The sequence below is a fragment of the Pseudomonas sp. F-14 TE3623 genome, from assembly GCF_053629015.1.
The window spans coordinates 845,347-868,816 of record NZ_JBRJHM010000001.1 but is presented as its reverse complement, the minus strand read 5'-3'; the positions used below and the strand labels follow the sequence as shown (position 1 = coordinate 868,816).

The 23,470-nt window shown below is 60.7% G+C and carries 9 protein-coding genes and 1 pseudogene; 7 read left to right on the top strand and 3 right to left on the bottom strand.

What is annotated here, in order from left to right; genetic code table 11:
* Window positions 1-74 precede the first annotated feature (74 nt).
* Window positions 75-12,110 (top strand): retention module-containing protein, encoded by a 12,036-nt coding sequence (locus AB7M29_RS03970; RefSeq protein WP_454246369.1) that lies wholly within the window; start codon window positions 75-77, stop codon window positions 12,108-12,110.
* 147 nt (window positions 12,111-12,257) lie between these two features.
* On the top strand, window positions 12,258-12,596 hold the full coding sequence (locus AB7M29_RS03965; RefSeq protein WP_217858909.1) for a tryptophan synthase subunit beta: 339 nt from the start codon (window positions 12,258-12,260) through the stop codon (window positions 12,594-12,596).
* Window positions 12,597-12,751: 155 nt separating this feature from the next.
* Here AB7M29_RS03965 and AB7M29_RS03960 read toward each other — a convergent pair.
* The 3 genes and pseudogenes from AB7M29_RS03960 to lapG all read right to left on the bottom strand — a co-directional run.
* Window positions 12,752-13,006, bottom strand: a pseudogene (locus AB7M29_RS03960) (DUF6124 family protein); the annotation flags it as partial.
* A gap of 503 nt (window positions 13,007-13,509) precedes the next feature.
* Complete coding sequence (lapD, locus tag AB7M29_RS03955; protein WP_217858911.1) at window positions 13,510-15,456, bottom strand: cyclic di-GMP receptor LapD; 1,947 nt, start codon at window positions 15,454-15,456, stop codon at window positions 13,510-13,512.
* A 14-nt stretch (window positions 15,457-15,470) separates the two neighbouring features.
* Entirely contained in the window at window positions 15,471-16,163 is a 693-nt protein-coding gene (gene lapG / locus AB7M29_RS03950) for a cysteine protease LapG (protein WP_454246368.1), read from the bottom strand.
* A 198-nt stretch (window positions 16,164-16,361) separates the two neighbouring features.
* Between lapG and AB7M29_RS03945 the strand changes: the two genes are divergently transcribed.
* From AB7M29_RS03945 to AB7M29_RS03925, 5 genes are all read left to right on the top strand, one after another.
* The gene (locus AB7M29_RS03945; RefSeq protein WP_052967407.1) at window positions 16,362-17,072 is read left to right on the top strand and encodes a GntR family transcriptional regulator; all 711 of its coding nucleotides are present in this window, start codon (window positions 16,362-16,364) and stop codon (window positions 17,070-17,072) included.
* A 724-nt stretch (window positions 17,073-17,796) separates the two neighbouring features.
* Window positions 17,797-18,573: a DUF3050 domain-containing protein gene (locus AB7M29_RS03940; RefSeq protein ID WP_454246367.1), complete on the top strand. Its 777-nt coding sequence runs from the start codon at window positions 17,797-17,799 to the stop codon at window positions 18,571-18,573.
* Window positions 18,570-19,499, top strand: coding sequence for a diiron oxygenase (locus AB7M29_RS03935; protein ID WP_454246366.1), 930 nt, complete (start codon window positions 18,570-18,572; stop codon window positions 19,497-19,499). The genes AB7M29_RS03940 and AB7M29_RS03935 overlap by 4 nt, the downstream gene beginning before the upstream one ends.
* A gap of 13 nt (window positions 19,500-19,512) precedes the next feature.
* Entirely contained in the window at window positions 19,513-22,929 is a 3,417-nt protein-coding gene (locus AB7M29_RS03930; protein WP_454246365.1) for an amino acid adenylation domain-containing protein, read from the top strand.
* A gap of 29 nt (window positions 22,930-22,958) precedes the next feature.
* Window positions 22,959-23,426 (top strand): SRPBCC family protein, encoded by a 468-nt coding sequence (locus tag AB7M29_RS03925; RefSeq protein WP_454246364.1) that lies wholly within the window; start codon window positions 22,959-22,961, stop codon window positions 23,424-23,426.
* The last annotated feature ends 44 nt before the right edge of the window (window positions 23,427-23,470 follow it).

Sequence of the window (23,470 nt, the reverse complement as noted above, 5' to 3'; positions counted from 1 at the left end):
CGTCCAGCCCCGATCGGCGAACACGCCGAGCGGTTCATGGAGGTCAACTGAACGTGACACCCGGAGAGTCTTCAATGAGCAGTGTTGTTGCCATCGTCAAAAGCATTGTTGGTCAGGTTTTCGCGGTGTCGCCAGAAGGCGTCCGCCGCGTACTCGTTGAAGGCGACCGGTTGTTGGTCGGCGATCAGGTAGACACCGGTGGCGCCGGCGCCATTACGCTCGAGCTGGCTGATGGCCGGACCCTGGACCTGGGCCGCGACACTCAGTGGAGCGGCAGCGATCCGGATTCCAGCACCGACCTTGCGCAAGCCACTGCACAAGCCGCGCCATCGGTTGACGAATTGCAGCAAGCCATCGCCGCCGGCGTCGACCCGACCACCGCTCTTGAAGCCACCGCCGCCGGCCCTACGGCTGCGGGCACGGGTGGTGCTACCGGTGGTGGCCATACCTTCGTGGCCCTGGAGGCAACCGCTGCCCGGGTCGACCCGACTATCGGCTTCCCGACTGAGGGTCTCGCCACTGCCGCGTTGGCAACACAAGACACCACCGGCGGCCAGACTGCTGATACCAGCGCCAATGCCCTGCGCGCATCGACCCTGAGCCTGAGCGCCACGCCGACCATCACCGAGGCCGGTGGCGTACTGGTTTACACCGCGACCCTGACCCAGGCGCCGCTGACCGACCTGACCATCACCCTGTCCAATGGCTCGGTGATCGTGATTGCAGCCGGCCAAACCACCGGCACCGTCAACGTTCCGCTGGCACCGAACGACACGGTTTATAACGATCCGACCCAAATCAACGTGACCGTCACCGGCACCACGGGCGGCAGCGGTATCGTGGTTACCCCACCGACCGTTCCGGCCGTGACCCAGGTCACCGACACCGTCGACACCACTACCGTCACGCTGTCAGCGGGCTCGACCGTCACTGAAGGCGGGCAGATCACCTACACCGCGACGTTGACCAACCCGGCGCAGACGCCGGTCACCGTCACCTTGTCCAACGGTTCGACCATCATCATCGCCGCGGGCAACACCACCGGCAGCGTGAACGTTCCAACACCGGCCAACGACGTCTACAACAACGGCAGTACCGTCAGCACCACGATTACCGGCGCTACCGGCGGCAACTTCGAAAATCTGGTGCCGAACCCGACCCCGGCCGTCACCACCATTACCGATTCCGTCGACACCACCACCGTCACGCTGACGGCGGGCTCGACCGTCACCGAAGGCGGCCAGATCACCTACACCGCGACCCTGACCAACCCGGCGCAGACGCCCGTCACCGTCACCCTGTCCAACGGTTCGACCATCACCATCGATGCCGGCAACACCACCGGCAGCGTGAACGTTCCAACACCGGCCAACGACGTCTACAACAATGGCAGCACCGTCAGTACCACGATCACCGGGACTACCGGCGGCAACTTCGAGAATCTGGTGCCGAACCCGACTCCGGCCGTCACCACCATTACCGATTCGGTCGACAATACTGGCCTGACCCTGTCCGCCACCGGCAGCGTCACTGAAGGTGGCCAGATCACCTACACCGCGACCCTGACCAACCCGGCGCAGACACCGGTCACCGTGACCCTGTCCAACGGCTCGACCATCACCATCGAAGCCGGTAAAACCACCGGCTCCGTGAACGTCGATACCTCGGCCAATGACGTCTACAACAACGGCAGCACCGTCAGCACCACGATCACTGGCGCTACCGGCGGCAACTTCGAGAACCTCGTACCGAGCACCACGCCGGCAGTCACCACCATCACCGACTCGATCGACAATACCGGCCTGAGCCTTAGCGCCACCGGCACCGTCGTCGAAGGCGGCCAGATCACCTACACCGCCACCCTGACCAACCCGGCCGGCACGCCGATGACCGTGACCTTGAGCAACGGCTCGGTCATTACCATCGAAGCGGGCAAAACCACCGGCAGCGTGACTGTTGATACCGCGGCCAACGACGTCTACAACAATGGCAGCACCGTCAGCACTACGATCACCGGCACCACCGGCGGCAATTTCGAGCAACTGACCCCGAGCACCGAGCCGGCGCTCACCACCATTACCGATTCGAAAGACGACACCAGCCTGAGCCTGTCGGCATCCACCGAAGTGGCCGAAGGTGGTCAGATTCTGTACACCGCGACGCTGACCAATCCGGCCGGTACGCCGGTCACCGTGACCTTGTCGAACGGAGCGGTGATCACCATCGCCGCCGGCGCAACCACCGGCAGCGTGAGCGTCGATGCGCCTGCCGATGATGTTTATAAAGATGCCGGCAAGGTTGAAGTGACCATCGCGGACGCCGCCGGTGGCAACTTTGAGAACCTGGTGACGGACCCGGCGGCCGCGGTCACCGATGTGACTGACACCCTCGACACTTCGACGGTCAATCTGACGGCGACGTCTACTGTCGCTGAGGGCGGGACCGTGGTTTACACCGCGTCCGTAACTTCGCCTGTCACCGGTTCGCCAGTGGTTGTCACCCTGTCCAACGGCCAGACCATTACCATTCCGGTCGGATCGAGCAGCGGTTCTGTCGACTTCGTTGCGCCAAACGATGCGCTGGCCGGTGGCAGCTCGCTGAGCGTCAAGATCGACGATGCGAAGGGCGGTAACTACGAGAAGCTGGAAGTTGACAGCAAGTCGGCGGATACCTCGGTGACTGACACTGCGGACACCACCAACCTGTCGCTGACCGCCAGCGGTTCGGTGGATGAAGGCGGCCAGATCACCTACACGGCAACCCTGACCAATGCGGCCGGTACACCAGTGACCGTGACCCTGTCGAACGGCGCCGTGATCACCATCGAAGCGGGTAAAACCAATGGTTCCGTGACTGTCGATGCGCCGAAGGACGACGTCTACAAAGACACCGGCACCGTCGAAGCGACGATCACAGGTACGACCGGCGGTAACTTCGAGAAGCTGGTCGCCAGCGAAATGCCTGCGGTGACCACCGTTAACGACACTATCGATACCAGCACCGTTTCGCTGAGTGCCACCGCGAATGTCGTCGAGGGCGGCACCGTGGTTTACACCGCGTCCGTGACGTCACCAGTCACCGGTTCGCCAGTGGTCGTGACCCTGTCCAACGGCCAGATCATCACCATTCCGGTCGGCTCGAGCAGTGGTTCTGTCAACTTCGTTGCGCCAAACGACGCGCTGGCCGGTGGTGGTTCGCTGAGCGTCAAGATTGATGACGCCAAGGGTGGCAACTACGAGAAGCTGGACGTCGATGGCAAGTCGGCAGACACCTCGATCACCGACACTGCGGACACTACTACCCTCAGCCTGTCGGCGACTGATTCGGTCGCTGAAGGCGGTTCCATCGTGTACACCGCGACACTGACCAATGCCGCCGGCACGCCAGTCACCGTGACCTTGTCGAACGGTGCGGTGATCACCATCGCGGCCGGCGCCACCACCGGTTCCGTGACCGTCGACGCGCCGAAGGACGATGTCTACAAAGACGCCGGCCAAATCGAAGTGACCATCAAGGACGCTGCGGGCGGCAACTTTGAAAACCTGGCGACTAGCCCAACGGCGGCGGTCACCGACGTCACCGATACCATCGACACCTCGACTGTGAACCTCACTGCGACCAGCACTGTGGCTGAAGGCGGCACCGTGATTTACACCGCGTCCGTGACTTCGCCGGTCACCGGCTCACCGGTGGTGGTGACCCTGTCGAATGGCCAGACCATCACCATTCCGGTTGGATCGAGCAGCGGCTCTGTCAACTTCGTTGCGCCAAACGATGCACTGGCTGGTGGCGGCTCGCTGAGCGTCAAGATCGACGATGCGAAGGGTGGTAACTACGAGAAGCTGGACGTTGACGGCAAGTCGGCGGATACCTCGGTCACCGATACTGCGGACACCACCACCCTCAGTTTGAGTGCAACCGACTCGGTCGCTGAAGGCGGTTCCATCGTTTATACCGCGACACTGACCAACGCCGCCGGCACGCCAGTCACCGTGACCTTGTCGAATGGTGCGGTGATCACCATCGCGGCCGGTGCGACTACCGGATCCGTGACCGTCGATGCACCGAAGGACGACGTCTATAAGGACACCGGCACCGTTGAAGCGACCATCAAAGGCGCGACCGGCGGCAACTTCGAGAACCTGGTCGCCAGCAATACGCCTGCGGTGACCACCGTCAATGACACCATCGATACCAGCACCGTTTCGCTGACAGCCACCGCGAATGTCGCCGAAGGCGAAACCGTGGTCTACACCGCGACGGTCAGCGCACCCGTCACAGGTGCGCCAGTGGTCGTCACCCTGTCCAACGGCCAGAGCATCACTATCCCGGTCGGCGAAACTACCGGCAGCGTGAACTTTGTCGCGCCAAACAGCCCGCTGGCGGGCGGCAGCTCCCTGAGCGTCAAGATTGACGGCGCAACGGGCGGTAATTACGAGAAGCTGGACGTCGACGGCAAGTCGGCGGATACCTCGGTGACCGACACCGCTGACACCACCAACCTGTCGCTGAGCGCCAGCGGTTCGGTGGATGAAGGTGGCCAGATCACCTACACGGCAACCCTGACCAATGCGGCCGGCACACCGGTCACCGTGACCTTGTCGAACGGCGCCGTGATCACTATTGAAGCGGGCAAAACCACTGGTTCCGTGACTGTCGATGCGCCGAAAGACGACGTCTACAAAGACGCCGGCACCGTCGAAGCAACCATCCAAGATGCGACCGGCGGCAATTTCGAGAACCTGGTCGCCAGCGATACACCGGCGGTGACCACCGTCAACGACACCATCGACACGTCGACCGTCAATCTGACGGCGACCTCGAGTGTGGCTGAAGGCGGCACCGTGGTTTACACCGCTTCCGTGTCGGCGCCGGTCACCGGTTCGCCAGTGGTTGTGACCCTGTCGAATGGCCAGACCATCACCATCCCGGTTGGCTCGAGCAGCGCCAGCGTCAACTTCACCGCGCCGAACGATGCCCTGACTGGTGGTGGTTCACTGAGTGTGAAAATCGACGACGCCAAGGGTGGCAACTACGAGAAGCTGGAAGTTGACGGCAAGTCGGCCGACACCTCAGTTACCGACACTCCTGATACAACCACCCTTAGCCTGAGCGCTACTGACTCGGTCGCTGAAGGCGGCTCTATCGTTTACACCGCGACCCTGACCAATGCGGCCGGGACTCCGGTCACCGTGACCTTGTCGAACGGCGCCGTCATCACCATCGCCGCCAGCGCCACCACCGGCAGCGTGACTGTCGACGCACCGAAGGACGACGTCTACAAAGACGCCGGTCAGGTCGAAGTCACCATCAAGGATGCCGCTGGCGGCAACTTCGAAAACCTGACCACCAGTCCAGCGGCTGCGGTTACCGATGTCACCGATACTCTCGACACCTCGACCGTGAACCTCACTGCGACCAGCACTGTGGCTGAGGGCGGGACCGTGGTTTACACGGCGTCCGTGTCTGCTCCAGTCACCGGCTCGCCAGTGGTTGTCACCCTGTCTAACGGCCAGACCATCACCATCCCGGTTGGCTCGAGCAGCGCCAGCGTCAACTTCACCGCGCCGAACGATGCCCTGACTGGTGGTGGTTCACTGAGTGTGAAAATCGACGACGCCAAGGGTGGCAACTACGAAAAACTGGAAATCGACGGCAAGTCGGCGGACACCTCGATCACTGACACGTCGGACACCACCACTCTCAGCCTGAGCGCTACGGACTCGGTCGCTGAAGGCGGGTCGATTGTTTACACCGCGACCTTGACCAACGCCGCCGGGACTCCGGTCACCGTCACGTTGAGCAACGGCGCCGTGATCACCATCGCCGCTGACGCCACCACCGGCAGCGTGACTGTCGACGCACCGAAGGACGACGTCTACAAAGACGCCGGCCAGGTCGAAGTCACCATCAAGGATGCCGCTGGCGGCAACTTCGAAAACCTGGCCACCAGCCCAGCGGCTGCGGTCACCGATGTGACCGATACTCTCGACACCTCGACCGTGAACCTGACCGCGACGTCTACCGTCGCTGAGGGCGGGACCGTGGTTTACACCGCGTCCGTGTCGGCGCCGGTGACCGGTTCGCCGGTGGTTGTGACCCTGTCGAATGGCCAGACCATCACCATCCCGGTTGGCTCGAGCAACGGTTCTGTCGACTTCGTTGCGCCAAACGATGCACTGGCTGGCGGCGGCTCCCTGAGCGTCAAGATCGACGATGCCAAAGGTGGTAACTACGAGAAGCTGGAAATCGACGGGAAGTCAGCAGATACCTCAGTTACCGATACCCAGGACACCACCAACCTGTCGCTGACCGCGACCGGCACCGTGGATGAAGGCGGCCAGATCACCTATACGGCAACCCTGACCAATGCGGCCGGCACACCAGTGACCGTGACGCTGTCGAACGGCGCCGTGATCACCATCGAAGCGGGCAAAACCACCGGCTCCGTGACCGTCGATGCGCCGAAGGACGACGTCTACAAAGATGCCGGCACCGTTGAAGCGACCATCAAAGGCGCGACTGGTGGCGGTTTCGAGAACCTGGTGGCTAGCGACACCCCGGCGGTGACCACCGTCAATGACACCCTCGACACCAGCACCGTTTCGCTGACTGCCACTTCGAGCGTCGCTGAAGGCGGGACCGTGGTTTACACGGCATCCGTATCTGCTCCAGTCACCGGTTCGCCAGTGGTTGTCACTCTGTCCAACGGTCAGACCATCACCATTCCGGTCGGCTCGAACAGCGGCTCTGTCGACTTCGTTGCGCCAAACGATGCACTGGCTGGCGGCGGCTCCCTGAGCGTCAAGATCGACGATGCCAAAGGTGGTAACTACGAGAAGCTGGACGTCGACGGCAAGTCGGCCGACACCTCGATCACCGATACCCAGGACACCACCACCCTCAGCCTCTCGGCGACTGACTCGGTCGCCGAAGGCGGTTCCATCGTTTACACCGCGATCCTGACCAACGCCGCCGGCGCACCAGTGACCGTCACGTTGAGCAACGGCGCGATCATCACCATCGCGGCCGGTGCGACTACCGGCTCCGTGACTGTCGACGCACCAAAAGACGATGTCTACAAAGACGCTGGCAAGGTTGAAGTCACGATCAAGGACGCCGCGGGCGGCAACTTCGAAAATCTGGCCACCAACCCGGCAGCGGCGGTCACCGATGTGACCGACACCATCGACACCTCGACCGTGAACCTCACCGCGACCAGCACTGTGGCTGAAGGCGGCACCGTGGTTTACACCGCGTCCGTCAGCGCACCGGTCACCGGCTCGCCAGTGGTTGTCACCCTGTCCAACGGCCAGACCATCACCATCCCGGTCGGCTCGAGCAGCGCCAGCGTGAATTTCACTGCGCCGAACGATGCCCTGACTGGCGGTAACTCCCTGAGCGTCAAAATTGACGGCGCTACGGGCGGTAACTACGAGAAACTGGACGTCGATGGCAAGTCGGCGGACACCTCGGTGACTGACACCCAGGACACCACCAACCTGTCGCTGACCGCGACCGGCACCGTGGATGAAGGCGGCCAAATCACCTACACGGCAACCCTGACCAACACCGCCGGCTCACCAGTGACCGTCACGCTGAGCAACGGCGCCATCATCACCATCGAAGCGGGTAAAACTACCGGCTCCGTGACCGTCGATGCACCAAAAGACGACGTCTACAAAGACGCCGGCACTGTCCAGGCAACCATCTCCACCGCCACCGGTGGCAACTTCGAAAACCTGGTGCCAAGCACTGCCCCAGCTGTAACCAGCATCACCGACACCATCGACACCTCGACCGTCACCCTGAACGCCACCGCTTCGGCAGCAGAAGGCGGCACTGTCACCTATACCGCGACTGTCGGTGCACCGGTGACTGGCAGCCCGGTCACCGTGTCCTTGGCCAACGGCCAGACGATCACTATCGAAGTCGGTAAAACCACCGGTACCGTGACCACCGCCGCACCGAACGACGCATTGGCTGGTCATGCTCCGCTGACCAACTCGATCACCAACGTCAGCGGCGGTAACTACGAGAATCTGGTGGCGGATAAAACGCCGGTCAGCACCACCGTGACCGACACCGTCGACACCACCAACCTCAGCCTGAGCGCGACCAACTCGGTCGCCGAAGGTAGCCAGATCACTTACACCGCGACCCTGACCAACGCCGCCGGCACTCCGGTGACCGTGACGTTGAGCAATGGCGCCGTGATCACCATCGACGCTGGCAAAACCACCGGCACCGTGACTGTCGATGCGCCGAAGGACGACGTCTACAAAGACGCCGGCACTGTCCAGGCGACCATCTCCACCGCCACCGGTGGCAACTTCGAAAACCTGGTCACCAGCAACACCGCTGCGGTCACGACTGTCACCGACACGATCGATAAAACCGAAGCCAGCATCAGCGGCAGCACCTCGGTCACCGAAGGCCAGACCGCCAGCTACACCGTCAGCCTGACGCACCCGGCACAGACCGAAGTGACCCTGAAAATCGTCTACAGCGGCACCGCTGCCGACGGTTCGGACTTCACCGGCGTGTACACCGTGAAAATCCCGGCGGGCGCCAGCAGCGCGAGCTTCAACGTCGCGACGCTGGACGACAAGCTCACCGAAGGCACCGAGAACTTCGTGGTCAAGATTGACTCGGCCACTGGCGGCAACTTCGAAAACCTCGCGGTCAGCGCTTCCAACGGCAGCGTCAGCACCTCGATCATCGACAACGATGCAGCGCCGGTTCTCGATCTGGACGCCAATAACTCCAGCGGCGCCACCGGGGCCAACTACAACGTGACCTTCACCGAAGGCACCACCGGCCAGGGCGTCTCGATCGGCGACACCGACCTGAGCATCACCGACCCGGACAGCACGATGCTGACCGGCGCCACCATCGTGCTGACCAACCGTCAACCGGGCGACGCGCTGAACCTGGGCAATAGCGTCAATGGCATCAGCATCAACGCCAACAGCCAGGACGGCACGGTCACCCTGACCTTGTCGGGCAACGCGACGCTGGCCGACTACATGCAGCAGATCAAAAACATCAGCTTCACCAACAGCAGTGAAGATCCGAGCACCGTGCCGCGGATCATCACCGTGACGGTGACCGATGGCAGCAACTATTCCAACACCGCGACCACCACCGTCAACGTGGTGGCCGTGAACGACGCGCCAACCGCCGCACCGGTTAACGTCACCGGCACCGAAGACACCCCGCTGATCCTCGGCTGGTCGACCTTCGGCGTCAGTGATGTCGACAGCGCAACTGCCAACCTGGGGGTGAAAATCACTCAGCTGCCGGGCGAAGGCAAGTTGCAGTACCTGGACGGTGCGACCTGGAAAGACGTAGCGACCAACCAGACCTTCAGCAAAGCCGACATCGACGCCGGCAAGTTGCGCTTCACGCCAGATGCCAACGAATCGGGCATCGATGGCTATGGTGGCAGCGGCGTGGGCAACAAACAGGCCGACTACGCGCAGATCAAATTCCAGCCAACCGACGGTCAATTGCTGGGCAGCACCGGTACGGTGAAAATCGACATCACGCCGGTTGCCGATGCGCCATCCCTGAGCGTCGCGGACAATAGCGTCAAGTCCACTGGCCTGATCAAGGAAGTCTGGACCGGCCTGTCGGGCCTCGGCACCGATGGCAGCGGCGCAGCTTCCGGCACGCTGAAATCGATCATCGACGGCGCGGGTACCCCGAACTCCAGCAGCACTGTGACCAATGTGCAGTCCAACGGCAGCGTCACGGCCGGCACCGCCTCGAAAACCTCTGGCCTGATTTACCTCGAAGCCGGCAAGACGTACACCTTCAGCGGTACCGGTGACGACAGCCTGTTGGTGACCATCGGCGGTAAAAACGTGGCCGCAATCACTTGGGGTGCCGGCGGTAACCTGAACGGTTCGTTCATCCCGACCACCAGCGGTTACTACACTCTGGACATCTACCACCACAACCAGAGCGGCCCGGGCAGCTATGACGTCAACCTGTCGGTCAACGGCAGTGCGGCGGTCGACCTGAGCAGTGCCGGCGTGCCGCTGTACACCGGCGTGGCCGATCTGGCCGCATCTGGTGTGACGGTTTCCGACCTGCACGGCACCAATGGCGAAGGCTACTACGACGGCTACAAACTCAATGAAGGCGCCGAAGGCACCAGCGTTCATCTGTCCGCGATCAAAACGGCGCTGACCGACACCGACGGCTCCGAAAGCCTGAGCGTGAAGATCAGCGGCATCCCGGCGGGCTCGGTGCTCACCGATGGCGCAGGCCACACTTTCACCGCCAGCACGACCAATGGCGAAGCCAACGTCACCGGCTGGAACCTCGGCACGCTGACCGTTACTCCGCCGCCGTACTACAACGGCCAGTTCACCCTGACCGTCACCTCGACATCCACCGAAGCGCTCGGCGGTTCGGCGCCAAGCACCGCGCAGATCCCGGTCACGGTGTACCCGGCGGTATACAACGCCGTCACCGCCACTGCCGCCGATGACACCATCACCGGTATGGACGGCAATGACATCATGATCGCCGACATTGGCGGGCTGACCGTGGTGCCGGGCACCAACTACAACATCGCCTTCATGGTCGACAGCTCGGGCAGCATGAGCGCTTCTTCGATCAGCGCCGCCAAGGCTTCGCTGACCGAGGTGTTCAACACCCTCAAGCAGAGCATGGGCGGTAACTCCGGGACGGTGAACATTTTCCTGGCGGACTTCGATAACCAGGTCAACAAGTCGGTATCGGTGAACCTGAATGACCCGAACGCCCTGACCTTGCTCAAATCCGTACTGGATTCGATGTCGTCCGGCGGCGGCACCAACTACGAGGACGTGTTCAAAACCACGGCCAACTGGTTCCAGAGTGCCGATGCGATGGCCAACACCGGCGCGAAGAACCTCACGTACTTCATCACCGATGGCAAGCCGACCTACTACCAGAGCGGCGAGCAAACCAACCCGACCTTGTACGGCACCGTGCAGCTCGACGACGTCATCACCACCACCAACTACAAGTTGGGGCAGACCTATTCCCGCTATCTGGACAGCACTCACCAGCTGACCATCGACAGCGCCGGCAACGTCACGCTGCTGACTCAGCAAAAAAAGGGCACCTGGCACAGTTCTGAACTGGGCATCCTCCATGCCGAGGGTAACGGCACCTACGAGCTGTCCGATCGTGATGGTACCGGCAGCTACACCGACTCCACCGCCATCTACAACTCAACCAGCAGCTTCACATTGCTGAGCAAGGTGTCGACGGTGGAAGCCATCGGCCTGAACAAGGACGTCACCCTCGGTGACCTCGCGCCGTACGATTCGGATGACACGCCGCAGACCAACATCGACCCGAAAGACCTGGCCAACTCGATCATCGGCCATACCGAAGCGACGATGCCGGGTGCCGACACGGTCAATGGCGGTGACGGCAACGACCTCCTGTTCGGCGATCTGGTGAGCTTCAACGGTATCGCCGGCGAGGGTTATCAGGCCATGCAGGCGTTCGTGGCCCAGCAAACCGGCGTCGATCTCAGCAAAGTCACCACCAGCAACGTGCACCAATACATCACCGAGCACTACACCGCGTTCGACGTGTCTGGTGCCCACGACGGTAACGACACGCTGCTGGGTGGCGCAGGCAACGATATCCTCTTCGGCCAAGGTGGCAACGACCTCCTCGACGGCGGTAAGGGCAATGACATCCTGCTCGGCGGCAGCGGCAATGACTCGTTGATCGGCGGTCAAGGCAACGACATCCTGATTGGCGGCTCGGGTGCCGACACCTTCATCTGGAAGGCTGGCGACACCGGCAGCGACGTGATCAAGGACTTCAAGGCCAGCGAAGGTGACCGCATCGACCTGCGTGATCTGTTGCAGGGCGAAACCGGCAGCACCATTGATAACTTCCTGAAGATCACCACGGTGGATGGTGTGTCGTCCCTGCAAGTCAGCTCTGGCGGCAAGTTCAACGGCGCCGATGCCGCAGCGGCCGCCCCGGATGTGACGATCAAACTGGAAGGCAACAATTGGTCCAGCGCCAGCATCAACTCGTTGATTGCCGGCAGTGACCCGACCATTAAAGTCGATCACAACAACACCTGATCAGCAGACTGATGGCCGTCCAAACCGGGCGGTCGTCACGTTTGTGCCCACCTCACGGGTGACGATTTTGTCGTCGCACCGCATACTCGCCTGCGTTGGCCTATGCTGCTGACAGCACGACGCTGGTCCATTTCCGAGGGATGCTCAATGTTTTACGTGCAACGCGATGCGCAAGGTCAGTTGGTGCGCGTGGAAGCCACGGCCTACGCCGAGGCCACGGAAACGCTGCCGGCCGACAACCATGAAATCCAGGCCTGGTTTGCCCACGAAGTGGTTGAGACCAGCCTCAAGCAGCTCAAGCAGAGCGACCTGGAAATGATCCGGGTACTCGATGACTTGATTCAGGTGCTGACCCAAAAAGGCGTGATACGCGTCACCGACCTGCCGCCGGCCGCTCAGGCCAAGCTGATGGACCGAAACCAGGCCCGTGAAGCGTTGGGCGGGTTGAGCCAATTGATCGATGATGAAGAGACGGGGTTGATTTAACGTCCCTTCGTCGGCGCCTGCACTGGCGCCTTCGCGAGCAAGCCCGCTCCCACACTGGATTTGTGTCGAACCGCAATCATACGATCAACACAGAACCCATGTGGGAGCGGGCTTGCTCGCGAAGGCGATCTTCAACTCACCACTTCTCTACCCGGCTAAACCTCGGCCCGAGCCTGCATCATTTCCGGCGATTCAAGGTGATCCAGCGCCCGCTCCACCAATAACTGCACGCCATCGGCCATTCGGCTCAGCGCCAAAGCTACTGAGCGCCGTGAACCTTCCACATCATCCGCCAGGTCGGCAGCGATGGCGCTGATGGAGAGCAAGTCTTCGGAGGCGTTGGCGAGAAGGGCTTCGATGTCGATGTCGGGGGAGACGGTGAAGAGGCGGCCTTTGCGGTGGCCGGGGGGATTGGGAGTTACTTTGAACATAGTTAAGTCCTCACAAATGGAAGCTGAACCAGTTCGCTTGCACGCGAAATAAGGTGGCAGCTATGTGCGGGGTGCAAGACCGAGTAGGACCAACAAAACCTCGGCAGATCCGAAGATCTCCCGCACACAGCCGCCATAAAGCAGAGACCGCGAGTACAAATACTCGATGTATCGCCTGAGGCGCCGTTAGGATGTGGTTTTTACCCGGACTTGCACGTCCGTGTCACCGATTATTCAGTGACAAGGCCAGACTAGCCTTGGACTTCGGCCGGAACAAGTTCACCAAAACCGCTACAACTTGAAGGAAATCTCCTAGGATCTTGCCATCAGATTTTTCCGGTGCCTGTGCTGACGCCTTCGCGAGCAAGCCTGCTCCCACAGTTGATCGGGGCTGACCGCAGGATTGTGGTACGACACAAGTCCAATGTGGGAGCGGGCTTGCTCGCGAAGACGGACTGACGGGCACCTCTTGCACTAAAACCCTACTGCCAAGGCTTAGGCTCACCAAACAACTGCCCCTGAACCCCATACAACCCCATCTCACGAATTACCGCCAACTCTCCTTCGGTCTCGACCCGCTCGGCAATCAACGGCAAATCAATGCTATGCGCCGCCCGCTGAATCGCCTCGATGAACAGACGCTTGTCGCTCTCCTGATCAATCGCCCGGATGTAACTGCCGTCGATTTTCAGATACGCCAACCCCAACCGCGCCAGGTTGCCGATCATGCTGAAACGCCCACCAAAACGCTGCAGGCTCAGCGAGAAACCCAGTTCGCGCAGACGCCGCGTCAGCTGTTCCAGCACCGCTTGCTCAGGCAATTGTTCTTCGCCGATTTCCAGGGTCAGTCGTTCCCCGAGATTCGAATGCTGACGCAGAATGTCGAACACTTTGTTCAGCGCCTGCGGATCCGCCAGTGTCGCCGAAGACAGGTTCAGCGCCAGCGACTCTTCATGGTCGGCCATCTGCTCAAGCACCAGTTCCAGCATCAAACGGTCCAGCCGTGCGGTCCAGCCAAAACGCTCAAGCCAGGGCAAGAAACGCCCGGCGGGAATGGTCTGGTCCTGCTCGTCGAGCAGGCGCGAAAGCACTTTGTAGTGCAGCACCACCTGCGTGTCGTGGCTGGCCACCACCGGCTGGAAGTACAGCTCGAAACGCTGCTGATCCAACGCCTGATCCAGCAAGGTGTGCCAGGCATGATGGTCATCGCCAACCCGGGCCGATGTACTGTGATCGAGGCACGCCCAGCTAGGTTCGCCCTGACTTTCCGCCTGGGCCAACGCCTGATCCGCCAACCCGATGACCGCTTGCGGCGAGTCGCCATGGGCAAACGGCGCCAGCCCGATCGAAGCCACCGACGCCACGTCCGTGGCGCCCGTCGCATGCAGGCTCGCCAAGGCACTGTCGAGGTTACTCGCCAGTTGCAGCGCTTCTTCGCGCACCAGCCCCGGCGCCAGCACGGCGAATTCACCGCCACGAATGCGCGTGACGAGATTCTGGGTTTCCGGGTACTTGGCGCACTCACGGGACAACTGCTCGCCCACCGCTTTCAACAATTCATCGGTACGCTGACCGCCCAGCCGCTGGTTCAAACCCGCCAGATCCTTGACCCGCAGCAGCAGCAAATAGCCGGAACTGGCCTGCTCAGGATTGCTCACTCGCGCGTTCAATTGAATTTCGAAATAGCGCCGGTTGGCCAAGCCGGTCAGGTTGTCCTGATAGGATTCGGCTCGCAGTTTTTCACTGCGTTCGGCTTGTTCCTGGAACAGTGCCTTGAGCTTCTCGACCATCTGGTTCATCGCCTGCACCACCCGGCGCAGTTCCGGGGTGCGCGGCAGTTCGGGCAGGCTGAGGAATTCGCGGCGAGCAATGGCGTGGGATTGCTTGACCATGTAATCCAGCGGTTTCAGTTGCCGGCGCAGCAACAGCGCGCCCAGCACCGCACTCACCGCGCCGCAGATCAGCAACCAGCCGAGGCTGCCCACCGCGCTCTGCCATAGCTTGGCCAACGCGAACATCGGATGGCTAACCACCTCGACTCGCGCGGCCTGCTCCCAGCCACGGCTGACAAGCGCGTCGCCACCGGCCGGTTCCAGTCCGATCAGTTTGACGAACCAGTCCGGCACGTTGGTGACCGCCGGGATGCCGCTGCGCTCGACAATCGTCTTGTCGTTGGCCAGATCGACCACACGGATGCTCGCGTAATAACCGCTGTCGAAGATCGAACTGACCAGCAACTCGACCATCGCCGGGTCGTCGATGTTCGGCGTCAGGGACAGCGCCAATGCTGTCGCAGCGTCCTGGGCGTGGGAGCGCAACTGGTTGACATACTGGGTGCGCGAGCTTTCCAGACTGACCATGAAGCTGCCGGTGAAGGCGACCACCAGGAACAGACAGATAGCGATCAACAGCTGTTTGAACAAAGACATCCGAGCGCGTGCTCCTAGTTAGTCGTCTCGACCGGAAAACCTTCGGCCTGCATTTTCTTCAACACATCCTGCCAGCGGGACAGGCGTTTGGTGTCTCCGACCTTTTTGTTGCCCTTGGCACCCGGCAGCCACAACCCTTCGGCATTGAAAGAGTAGACCGGCAGCAAATCGGTTCGCTGGCTGGCAGGCTTGATCGCGTCGATCAGGCTGTCGAGCACCAAAGGCATCGCCTCGGGGCTCGAGTAATAGGTCAGAACCATATGCGCGCGGTTCAGGCGCAAAGCCTTGACGTAGGTGATGCGCAGCTTGTCACTGGAAACACCGAGATGGCGCAGGCTGAAATACTTGGCGATAGCGTAATCTTCGCAATCACCGGCGCCTTTCCATAAGCCTTCGATCGGTGTTTCCCAATAATCGACCTCATGCCACAGGTCGATGTCTTCTTCGTAGCGCATCTGCTTGTTGAAGAATCGGTTGACCACGTTGAGCTGTTCCAGCTCGCCAATCTGCTTTTGCGTGGCCAGCAATTGCTGCCAGGCATCAATGCGCTGCTGCCCTTCACCCAAAGGCCCGTACAATGCCTGCGCGCGACGGCTGATCAGCGAAAAATCCCAGTCGGCATGCAGCCCGCCCAGCATGACGCCGGCCAGCAGCAGTGCGCAGCCTAGCCAGCGCAGAGTCCGAGGGATCGCGAAACATACCGCCAATGCGAGGCATCCAGGGTAGGCAGGTGGAAGTCGGTTGATGGTGCAGGTTAGCCCGGCAAAAGACAATGGCACGGTGAGATCACCGTCGGCACGCTAGACTTTAAGGTAATGCGATCCTTTGCCCGTTTGACAACCCGTCAGGCAGTCACTAGTGTCCATTTGGATCCAAATAATTCAGCCAAACAGGGTGCGTTTGTTGTGACACAGAAGCCCAACCCTCTCAGCAGTATCAAGGTCAACGGGCCAATTCCCGCCCATCTGGCGCGCTCGGTGATCGAAGAAACCCTGCGCGCGGCGATTCTCGACGGTCGCATTCCTTGCGGCATCGCCCTGCGTCAGCAAGACCTCGCCGACCTGTTCGGCGTCAGTCGCATGCCGGTGCGCGAAGCCTTGCGCCAGCTCGAAGCGCAATCGCTGCTCAATGTGATCGCCCATAAAGGCGCGGTGGTAGCACCGCTGGTTCAGGGCGATGCGGCAGAAACCTATGAGCTGCGAATTTTGCTGGAGTCCGAGGCCCTGCGTCGGTCGATCCCCCTTCTTGAAGCCGCCGATTTCGAACAGGCGGCGCGCTATATCGACGAGTTGGAAACGGAACACGACTACACCGAGATCGGCCGGCTCAATCGCCTGTTCCACATGGCGCTTTATAAAAAGGCCCCCAACCAGCGGCTGCTGAGACTCGTCGAAGACGGGTTGAACGAAGAGGAGCGCTTCTTGCGCTTCAACCTGGAAGCCATGGGCCTGGGCAAACTGTCCCAGGAAGATCACCGAGCGTTATTGCGCGCCGCCGAAGAGCGGGACGTCGAGCGCTCGGTGACGTTGCTCGAAAACCACCTCAACCGGGGTGTCGAAGTCATCACCCGCTACCTCGAAAGCCCTGAGGCGCAGCGCCGGAAAACCTCAAAGTAAAAAACCGCAGCGACAACCCCGAGCGAGCCCATTAAGCGGCTCGCTTCGCTATTGAGCTGATCCGCACCTGGATTGGTCGACGAACAAATCTGCTTACAAATCCCCTTTCGTTCACACCGGACCGGTGTGCAGCGACTTCCTGCCCCCGCCCCAAAGCCCCTGCCCCCTTAACCCGACAATTGCACCTGGCAGATCATGCAGCGGTGATAGCGACTGCCGTGAATTACGCTCACTCTTGGGCTGCCAACGAATAATGACGGGCGACGCACCGCCCCGCGGAGCAGTCGACGCACCAAGAACCTATGGAAGGAGTCTTGCCACGGGAAAGGAAGAACCGGCGTCATTCCCAGCCAACTTCCACCCCTCAGATCACATCAACGAACCCAGTAGAAAGTTGCTTTGAGTGAGGCATTCACTCTTTATTTAAATTTTGACTTATATAAGCCGAAAGGAGCAACTACGCCCAAATAAAACTTTATATAAAAGTCTTATTGGAACTTATCACCCCCGAGAAAGTTAAACTTTAAATTAATTAAAAAATAACTTGCCCGACACTTCGATCGTGTATTAGTTTTTCTCCGCCACCCATACACACTGGGCATCATGCACTTCCTGGCGACTTGCAGACACCTGACAAACATCAATTCATATTGAGGCGCCCGCTCGCCAACAGAAAACTTCAACGCACCTTCAACGGTATTCCAGATCACTTATAGGCTCGTTTATGAAACCGACTAAAGATCATCTCAACCAGAAGAAAGCAGAACTTAGTGCGCACCCGATATTCTCTGAAATACATTCGTTATCGGTCCTTCAACGCTTTATGGAATCTCATGTGTTTGCGGTGTGGGATTTCATGTCGTTGACCAAGCGCCTGCAACAGGAACTGACCTGCGTTCAGTTGCCCTGGCTGCCGCCGCGAGATCCGCAGGCTGCGCGGTTGATCAATGAGATCGTGCTCGGTGAGGAGTCTGATGATCGCCCCGCCCAAGGTCACTACAGCCATTTCGAGTTGTACCTGGATGCGATGCGCGAAGTCGGTGCCAGCACGGTCGCCGTCGAACGCTTCGTGGCGCTGCAAAAAGAAGGCGTGAGCTACGACGTGGCACTGCAAAGCGTGGACGTCGACCCGGCGGCCGCGCAGTTCGTGCGCCACACCTTGCACACCGCGATGCATGCACCGGGGCACAGTGTGGCGGCGGCGTTTCTGCATGGCCGCGAGAGTGTGATTCCTCAGATGTTCCAACGGATTCTCGACGACTTGGGCATCGGCATCGAACAGGCGCCGACCTTCCGTTACTACCTGGAACGGCACATCGAAGTCGATTCCGAAGACCACGGCCCGGCGGCGGAAAAACTCCTCGCCCGCCTTGTCGATGGCGATCCGCAGCGCGAAGAAGACGTCTACGCCAGCGCCATTGCCGCCGTGGAAAGCCGCATCGCTCTGTGGGACGGCTTGCGCCTGAGCATGAGCGAACCGGTGGCGGAGGTGAACGCATGAACGCCGCCGACTACCAATCCTTCGCCGACGCCTGGGAAAGCCGCGCGACCATTCGCACCCGCCCCCGGCGCGTACTGGAGAACGACGACAAACTGATCTATCCGCTGAGCCGTCAGCCGCTGGTGCTGAGTGAAACCTTCCTGCGCGAATGCCCGGAGCAACGGGACTTTGCCCTGGTGCAGACGCTCTACAAGTTCATCAATGACGTGGTGATTTTCGAAACCGAGATCGTCGACAAGACCGCCCGCAGCATCGCCAAAAACCGCTTCAGCGTGGCGTTCCCGTTCGCCTGTCGCTACGACGCCATGACCGTGGTGGTGGACGAGGATTACCACGCCCTGGTGGCCATGGATTTCATGCAGCAAACCGTCGCCATGACCGGTATCGCGCCGATTGGGCTGCCAGATGAAATCGAACTGAGCCGTGCCATCCCGGCTGCCGTGGCACTCGCACCGGAACACCTGCGCAGCGCCGTGGAACTGATCTGCGTGGCCATCGCCGAGAACACCGTGACCGGCGATGTCGCGGCGTTCGCCAAGGACGACACGGTCAAGCAATCGATCAAGGGCCTGATGGCCGACCACTTGCTCGACGAGGGCCGTCACTCCGGGTTCTGGGCGCGGTTGGTGCACATCTACTGGCACACCGCTAGCGAAGACGATCGCCAGTGCATCGCGCAAATCCTCCCGGTGTTCATCGGCCATTACCTGACCAACGACATCCAGAAGTCCTTCGACTTCCGCTTGATCGATGCCTTGCAGATCAGCGATGTGGCGCGTCGGGCACTCAAGAGCGAAGTGTCGGGGCTGGCCTTTCCGATCAATCGCCATCACCCGCTGGTCGCCAACATCGTGCGGTTTTTCCGCAGCAGTTCGCTGCTCGATTCACCGTGTGTGCAAAGCGCCCTGAGCGACTACCTGGTTTAACGAGGAGAACATCATGAGACGTCTCGATATTTTGCTCATTGGGCAAAGCCAGGCCCTGACCGACCTGGCGCTGGAACTCGAACAACACGGTCATTCACTGGTGCGGCTGGCGAATCTGGAGGCGCTGGCGCCAAGCACGTTTGATTTGCTGATCGACGATGCGAGCCTGCCGTTTCAGGACTTCGGCGATGCACCACACCTGACGCTGCAGCTGGGTATCGGCGTGCCGGGAGCCTCAGGCCTGCCAGCATTGGACCTGCTGTGCACATACAACTCGATGCAGCTAAGTCGCGTGCCAGTCGCCGAAGAACTGTCCGGTAACGGCCAGGCATTGCGCCTGCGAGCGGTGGCCGATCTGGTCGATCACGTGGCACTGCTTGTCAGCCGCTTCTCCCGGGATGCCGATTATTTCTTGCAGGCAGAACCGATGGCTTCCGCGCACTTCGAGCAGGTGGAAAATCTGCTGTTTTTCGAGCACCTGGCCTACGTCCATCAGCTCAACACCACGGCGGAACCATGGCTGCTGCAACTCGGCAAGATCCCGATGATCGAGCGACTTGAGCAGCGCTTCATCCTGTCTGCCGAGCGGCCAGCGCTGAACATCGCCGGCTCGGTTCTGAGCTATCGGCAATTGCACGCCCACAGCCGCGCCATCCAACAGCGTTTGCAACCGTTGCTCGATCAGCATCAGGGACCGTTGGTGGTCGGGATCTGCCTGCCAAAATGCAGCGCGTTGTATGCAGGGATTCTCGCGATTCTGGGCAGCGGCGCGGTGTACCTGCCGCTGGAGCCAAACCATCCGCTGCAACGTCAGCAGTACATTCTGGAAAACGCCGGGGCGGTGTTGTTGCTGCATGACGGAGAACACCCGCTCAGCGAGACGATGCCGGGACTGGACATCAGCTACATCGACATCGGCGATGTGAATCTCGCTCAACCCTTGATGCGCCAACGACCTGATCTCGACGCACCGTGCATGGCGCTCTATACCTCGGGCACCACGGGTCATCCCAAAGGCGTGTTGCTCAGCCAGGCCAACCTAGCGCACTTCACCGCGTGGTACGCCGACTACGTGCAGCTGACCGAACAGAGTCGGGTGTTGCAGTTTTCATCGTTGAGTTTCGACTCGTCACTGATCGATATTTTCCCGACCCTGCTTCAGGGCGCCGAGCTGATCGTGCCCAACGATGACCAACGTCGCGACCCGCTGCAACTGGTCGAGCTGATCCGCCACCAACGGCTCAGCCATGCCTTTTTGCCGCCAGCGCTGTTGAGCATTCTGCCGCTGGATCAGTTGCAGGTCCTCGATCATGTGATGACCGGTGGCGATGTTTGTGAACCCTACGTGATCGAGCAACTGACCCGCCAAGGCAATCTCTACAACCTCTACGGCCCGACCGAAGCCACGGTGCTGATCACCGCGCGGCAACTACGTACCGGCGACAGCAACCGGACACTCGGCGCACCGATTGCCAACAGTCAGGTGCTGATCCTTGATGAGGACTTTCAACCGGTGGCCGAGCAAACCGTCGGTGAGTTGTACATCGTCGGCCCGGGGGTGTGCCTGGGTTACCTGAATAACCCGCAGCAGACTGCCGAACGCTATCTGAACCTGAGCCTGCCGAACGGCCAGAGCTTGCGCGCCTACCGCTCCGGCGACATGGCCAAGTGGACCCCCGACGGTATCGAGCTGTGTGGACGGCGAGATAATCAGGTGAAGATTCGCGGCTTTCGGGTCGAGCCGGAAGAGATCGAACGCTGCCTGCGCGACAGTCAGCGGTACCGGCAGGTGGCGGTGGTCATCGACCGTCATCGACGAATTCTGGCCTTTCTCGCGCAGCCTCAGGAAGAGCAACCCGGTGCCGCTCGCGAAGCCTTGAAAGTCCACGCGATGCAGTTTCTGCCGGACTACATGCAGCCGACCGCATGGACCGAACTGGCGAGCATGCCGTTCGCCAGCAACGGCAAGGTCGACCGCAAAGCGCTGCTGGAACTGCCTGTCAATGTGACCGAAAACAGCCAACGGCGTTTGCCCGCCAGCGCCGATGAAGCGCTATTGCTGGAGATCTGGGCCGAACTGCTGGAGCTGCCCGCCAGCGATATTTCCACCGACGAAAGTTTCTTCAATCTGGGGGGACACTCGATCCTGCTGTCGCGCATGTTGCTGCGTTTGCGTGAGGAATTCGGCCGTAGCATATCGATCAACCGCTTCATCGAACTGCCGACGATTGCGAAGCTGGCGACCTTGGTGCGCGGCTCCGGGACCGAAGAAGTGCTAAGCGAAAAAGCCCTGGCCGATGCCTTCCGTGAACTGGATGTCGAGCCATTGCCGGTCAGCCGAATGGGCGATGTGCACAAGGTGATCGTCACCGGCGCCAACAGCTTTGTCGGTGTTCATATCGTCGAAGCGCTGCTGGCCTGGGGCGCCAGCGAAGTAGCGTGCCTGGTGCGCGATGGCAGCGGGCAATCGGCGGCGCAACGCTTTGCTCAGGCGTTGCGGGAAAACCGTCTGGAGCATCTGGACCTGAGCCGGGTGCGGGTTTACGCGGCGGACATCACTCGCCCGCAACTGGGGCTCAGCGAAGATGTTTACCAACGACTGGACCGCGAGTTCGGCGCGCTGGTGCACAACGCCGCCAACGTCAATCACGTCCTCGATTACGAGTCGTTGGCGCGGGACAACGTCGAGCCGATTTTCGAGTGCCTGCGTTTGTGTGAAGGGCGCAGCAAGAAGGTCTTCAATTTCATCTCGACGCTCTCGGCGTCCAGCACGATTTCCGACGATGGCCGGGTGCTGGAATTGCCCGCAGCACAGACACCGCCGATCTACATCAAGAACGGCTACAACCTGTCCAAATGGGTCGGCGAGCGGATCCTCGAACGGGCGCGGGAGCGTGGGGTGCGGGTCAATCTTTATCGCCCCGGCAACATCAGTTTCAACAGCCTCACCGGTGTCTGCCAGCCCCACAAGAATCGCTTGATGCTGATGCTCAAGGGCTCGATCCAGCTCGGCAAGGTGCCGGAGTTCGCGCTGAATTTCGACCTGATGCCGGTGGATTTCCTCGCCCGTTTCATCGCCTTCCACGCCAGCCGTTACCAAGCCGAAAAAGCGGTGTTCAACCTGCACAACCCCGAGCCCCTTAGCTGGGATTGCTACGTGGCGTCGTTTCGCGAGGCCGGTCGGGAGTTCGCCATGGTCAGCGTCGCCGACTGGCAGCAGCAACTGGGCCGCGTCGACAGTGATAACGCGCTGTTTGGCGTACTGGGTTTCTACCTCAACGGCTTCGAAGAAGACATCGGCGACATCTCGATGATCGGCCACGACAACGCCCAGGCCGGCGTCCGGCAGATGGGCGCGCACTACCCGGAAAAATCCCCGGCGTTGCTGCGGCGCGGCTGCGACTACCTCAAAGAAATCAACTTCATCTGATTCACCCTAACCCTGCACGGAGCAAAACCATGAATACTCTGCAACCCGATACCCTGATCAAAAATCCTCACGGCTGCCACGTTGTGTCTTCGGTGGAAGTACCGGCCGATGCGGCGCAAGTCTGGACGGTGGTCGGTAACTTTGCCGGCTTCGATCAATTCATTCCGGCGCTGTCGCACATCGAGATGACGGGCGAAGGTGTGTCGTCGCTGCGCAAGAAATTCTTCAAGGACGGCAACCTGGTGGTCGAGCAACTCAACTCCCGGGATGACCAGGCGCTGAACATGACCTGGACGACGATCTACAACACGCTGGGCGTGGCCAATTTGTGGGCGGCGATGAGTGTTGAAACCTTGGGGGCGAGCAAGTCGCGGGCGACCTGGACCATCATCGCCGAACCGGCCCAAGGTGATGCCGAAGCCCTGCCGGGGTTCAAGGATTTTGTTCAGGGGTTTGCCGATGATGCGATGGGGAATGTGTTGAAGCTGTTTGTTTAAGGCTTTGGTTCAGCGGTGACTGATCTACCGCTATCGCGAGCAGG

Excerpts from the sequence above, each read along its gene's own strand:
- AB7M29_RS03935 (WP_454246366.1), top strand. The coding sequence starts at position 18,570 with ATGAACGCCGCCGACTACCAATCCTTCGCCGACGCCTGGGAAAGCCGC.
- AB7M29_RS03940 (WP_454246367.1), top strand. The coding sequence starts at position 17,797 with ATGAAACCGACTAAAGATCATCTCAACCAGAAGAAAGCAGAACTTAGT.
- lapD (WP_217858911.1), bottom strand. The coding sequence starts at position 15,456 with ATGTCTTTGTTCAAACAGCTGTTGATCGCTATCTGTCTGTTCCTGGTG.
- AB7M29_RS03970 (WP_454246369.1), top strand. The coding sequence starts at position 75 with ATGAGCAGTGTTGTTGCCATCGTCAAAAGCATTGTTGGTCAGGTTTTC.
- AB7M29_RS03965 (WP_217858909.1), top strand. The coding sequence starts at position 12,258 with ATGTTTTACGTGCAACGCGATGCGCAAGGTCAGTTGGTGCGCGTGGAA.
- AB7M29_RS03925 (WP_454246364.1), top strand. The coding sequence starts at position 22,959 with ATGAATACTCTGCAACCCGATACCCTGATCAAAAATCCTCACGGCTGC.
- AB7M29_RS03930 (WP_454246365.1), top strand. The coding sequence starts at position 19,513 with ATGAGACGTCTCGATATTTTGCTCATTGGGCAAAGCCAGGCCCTGACC.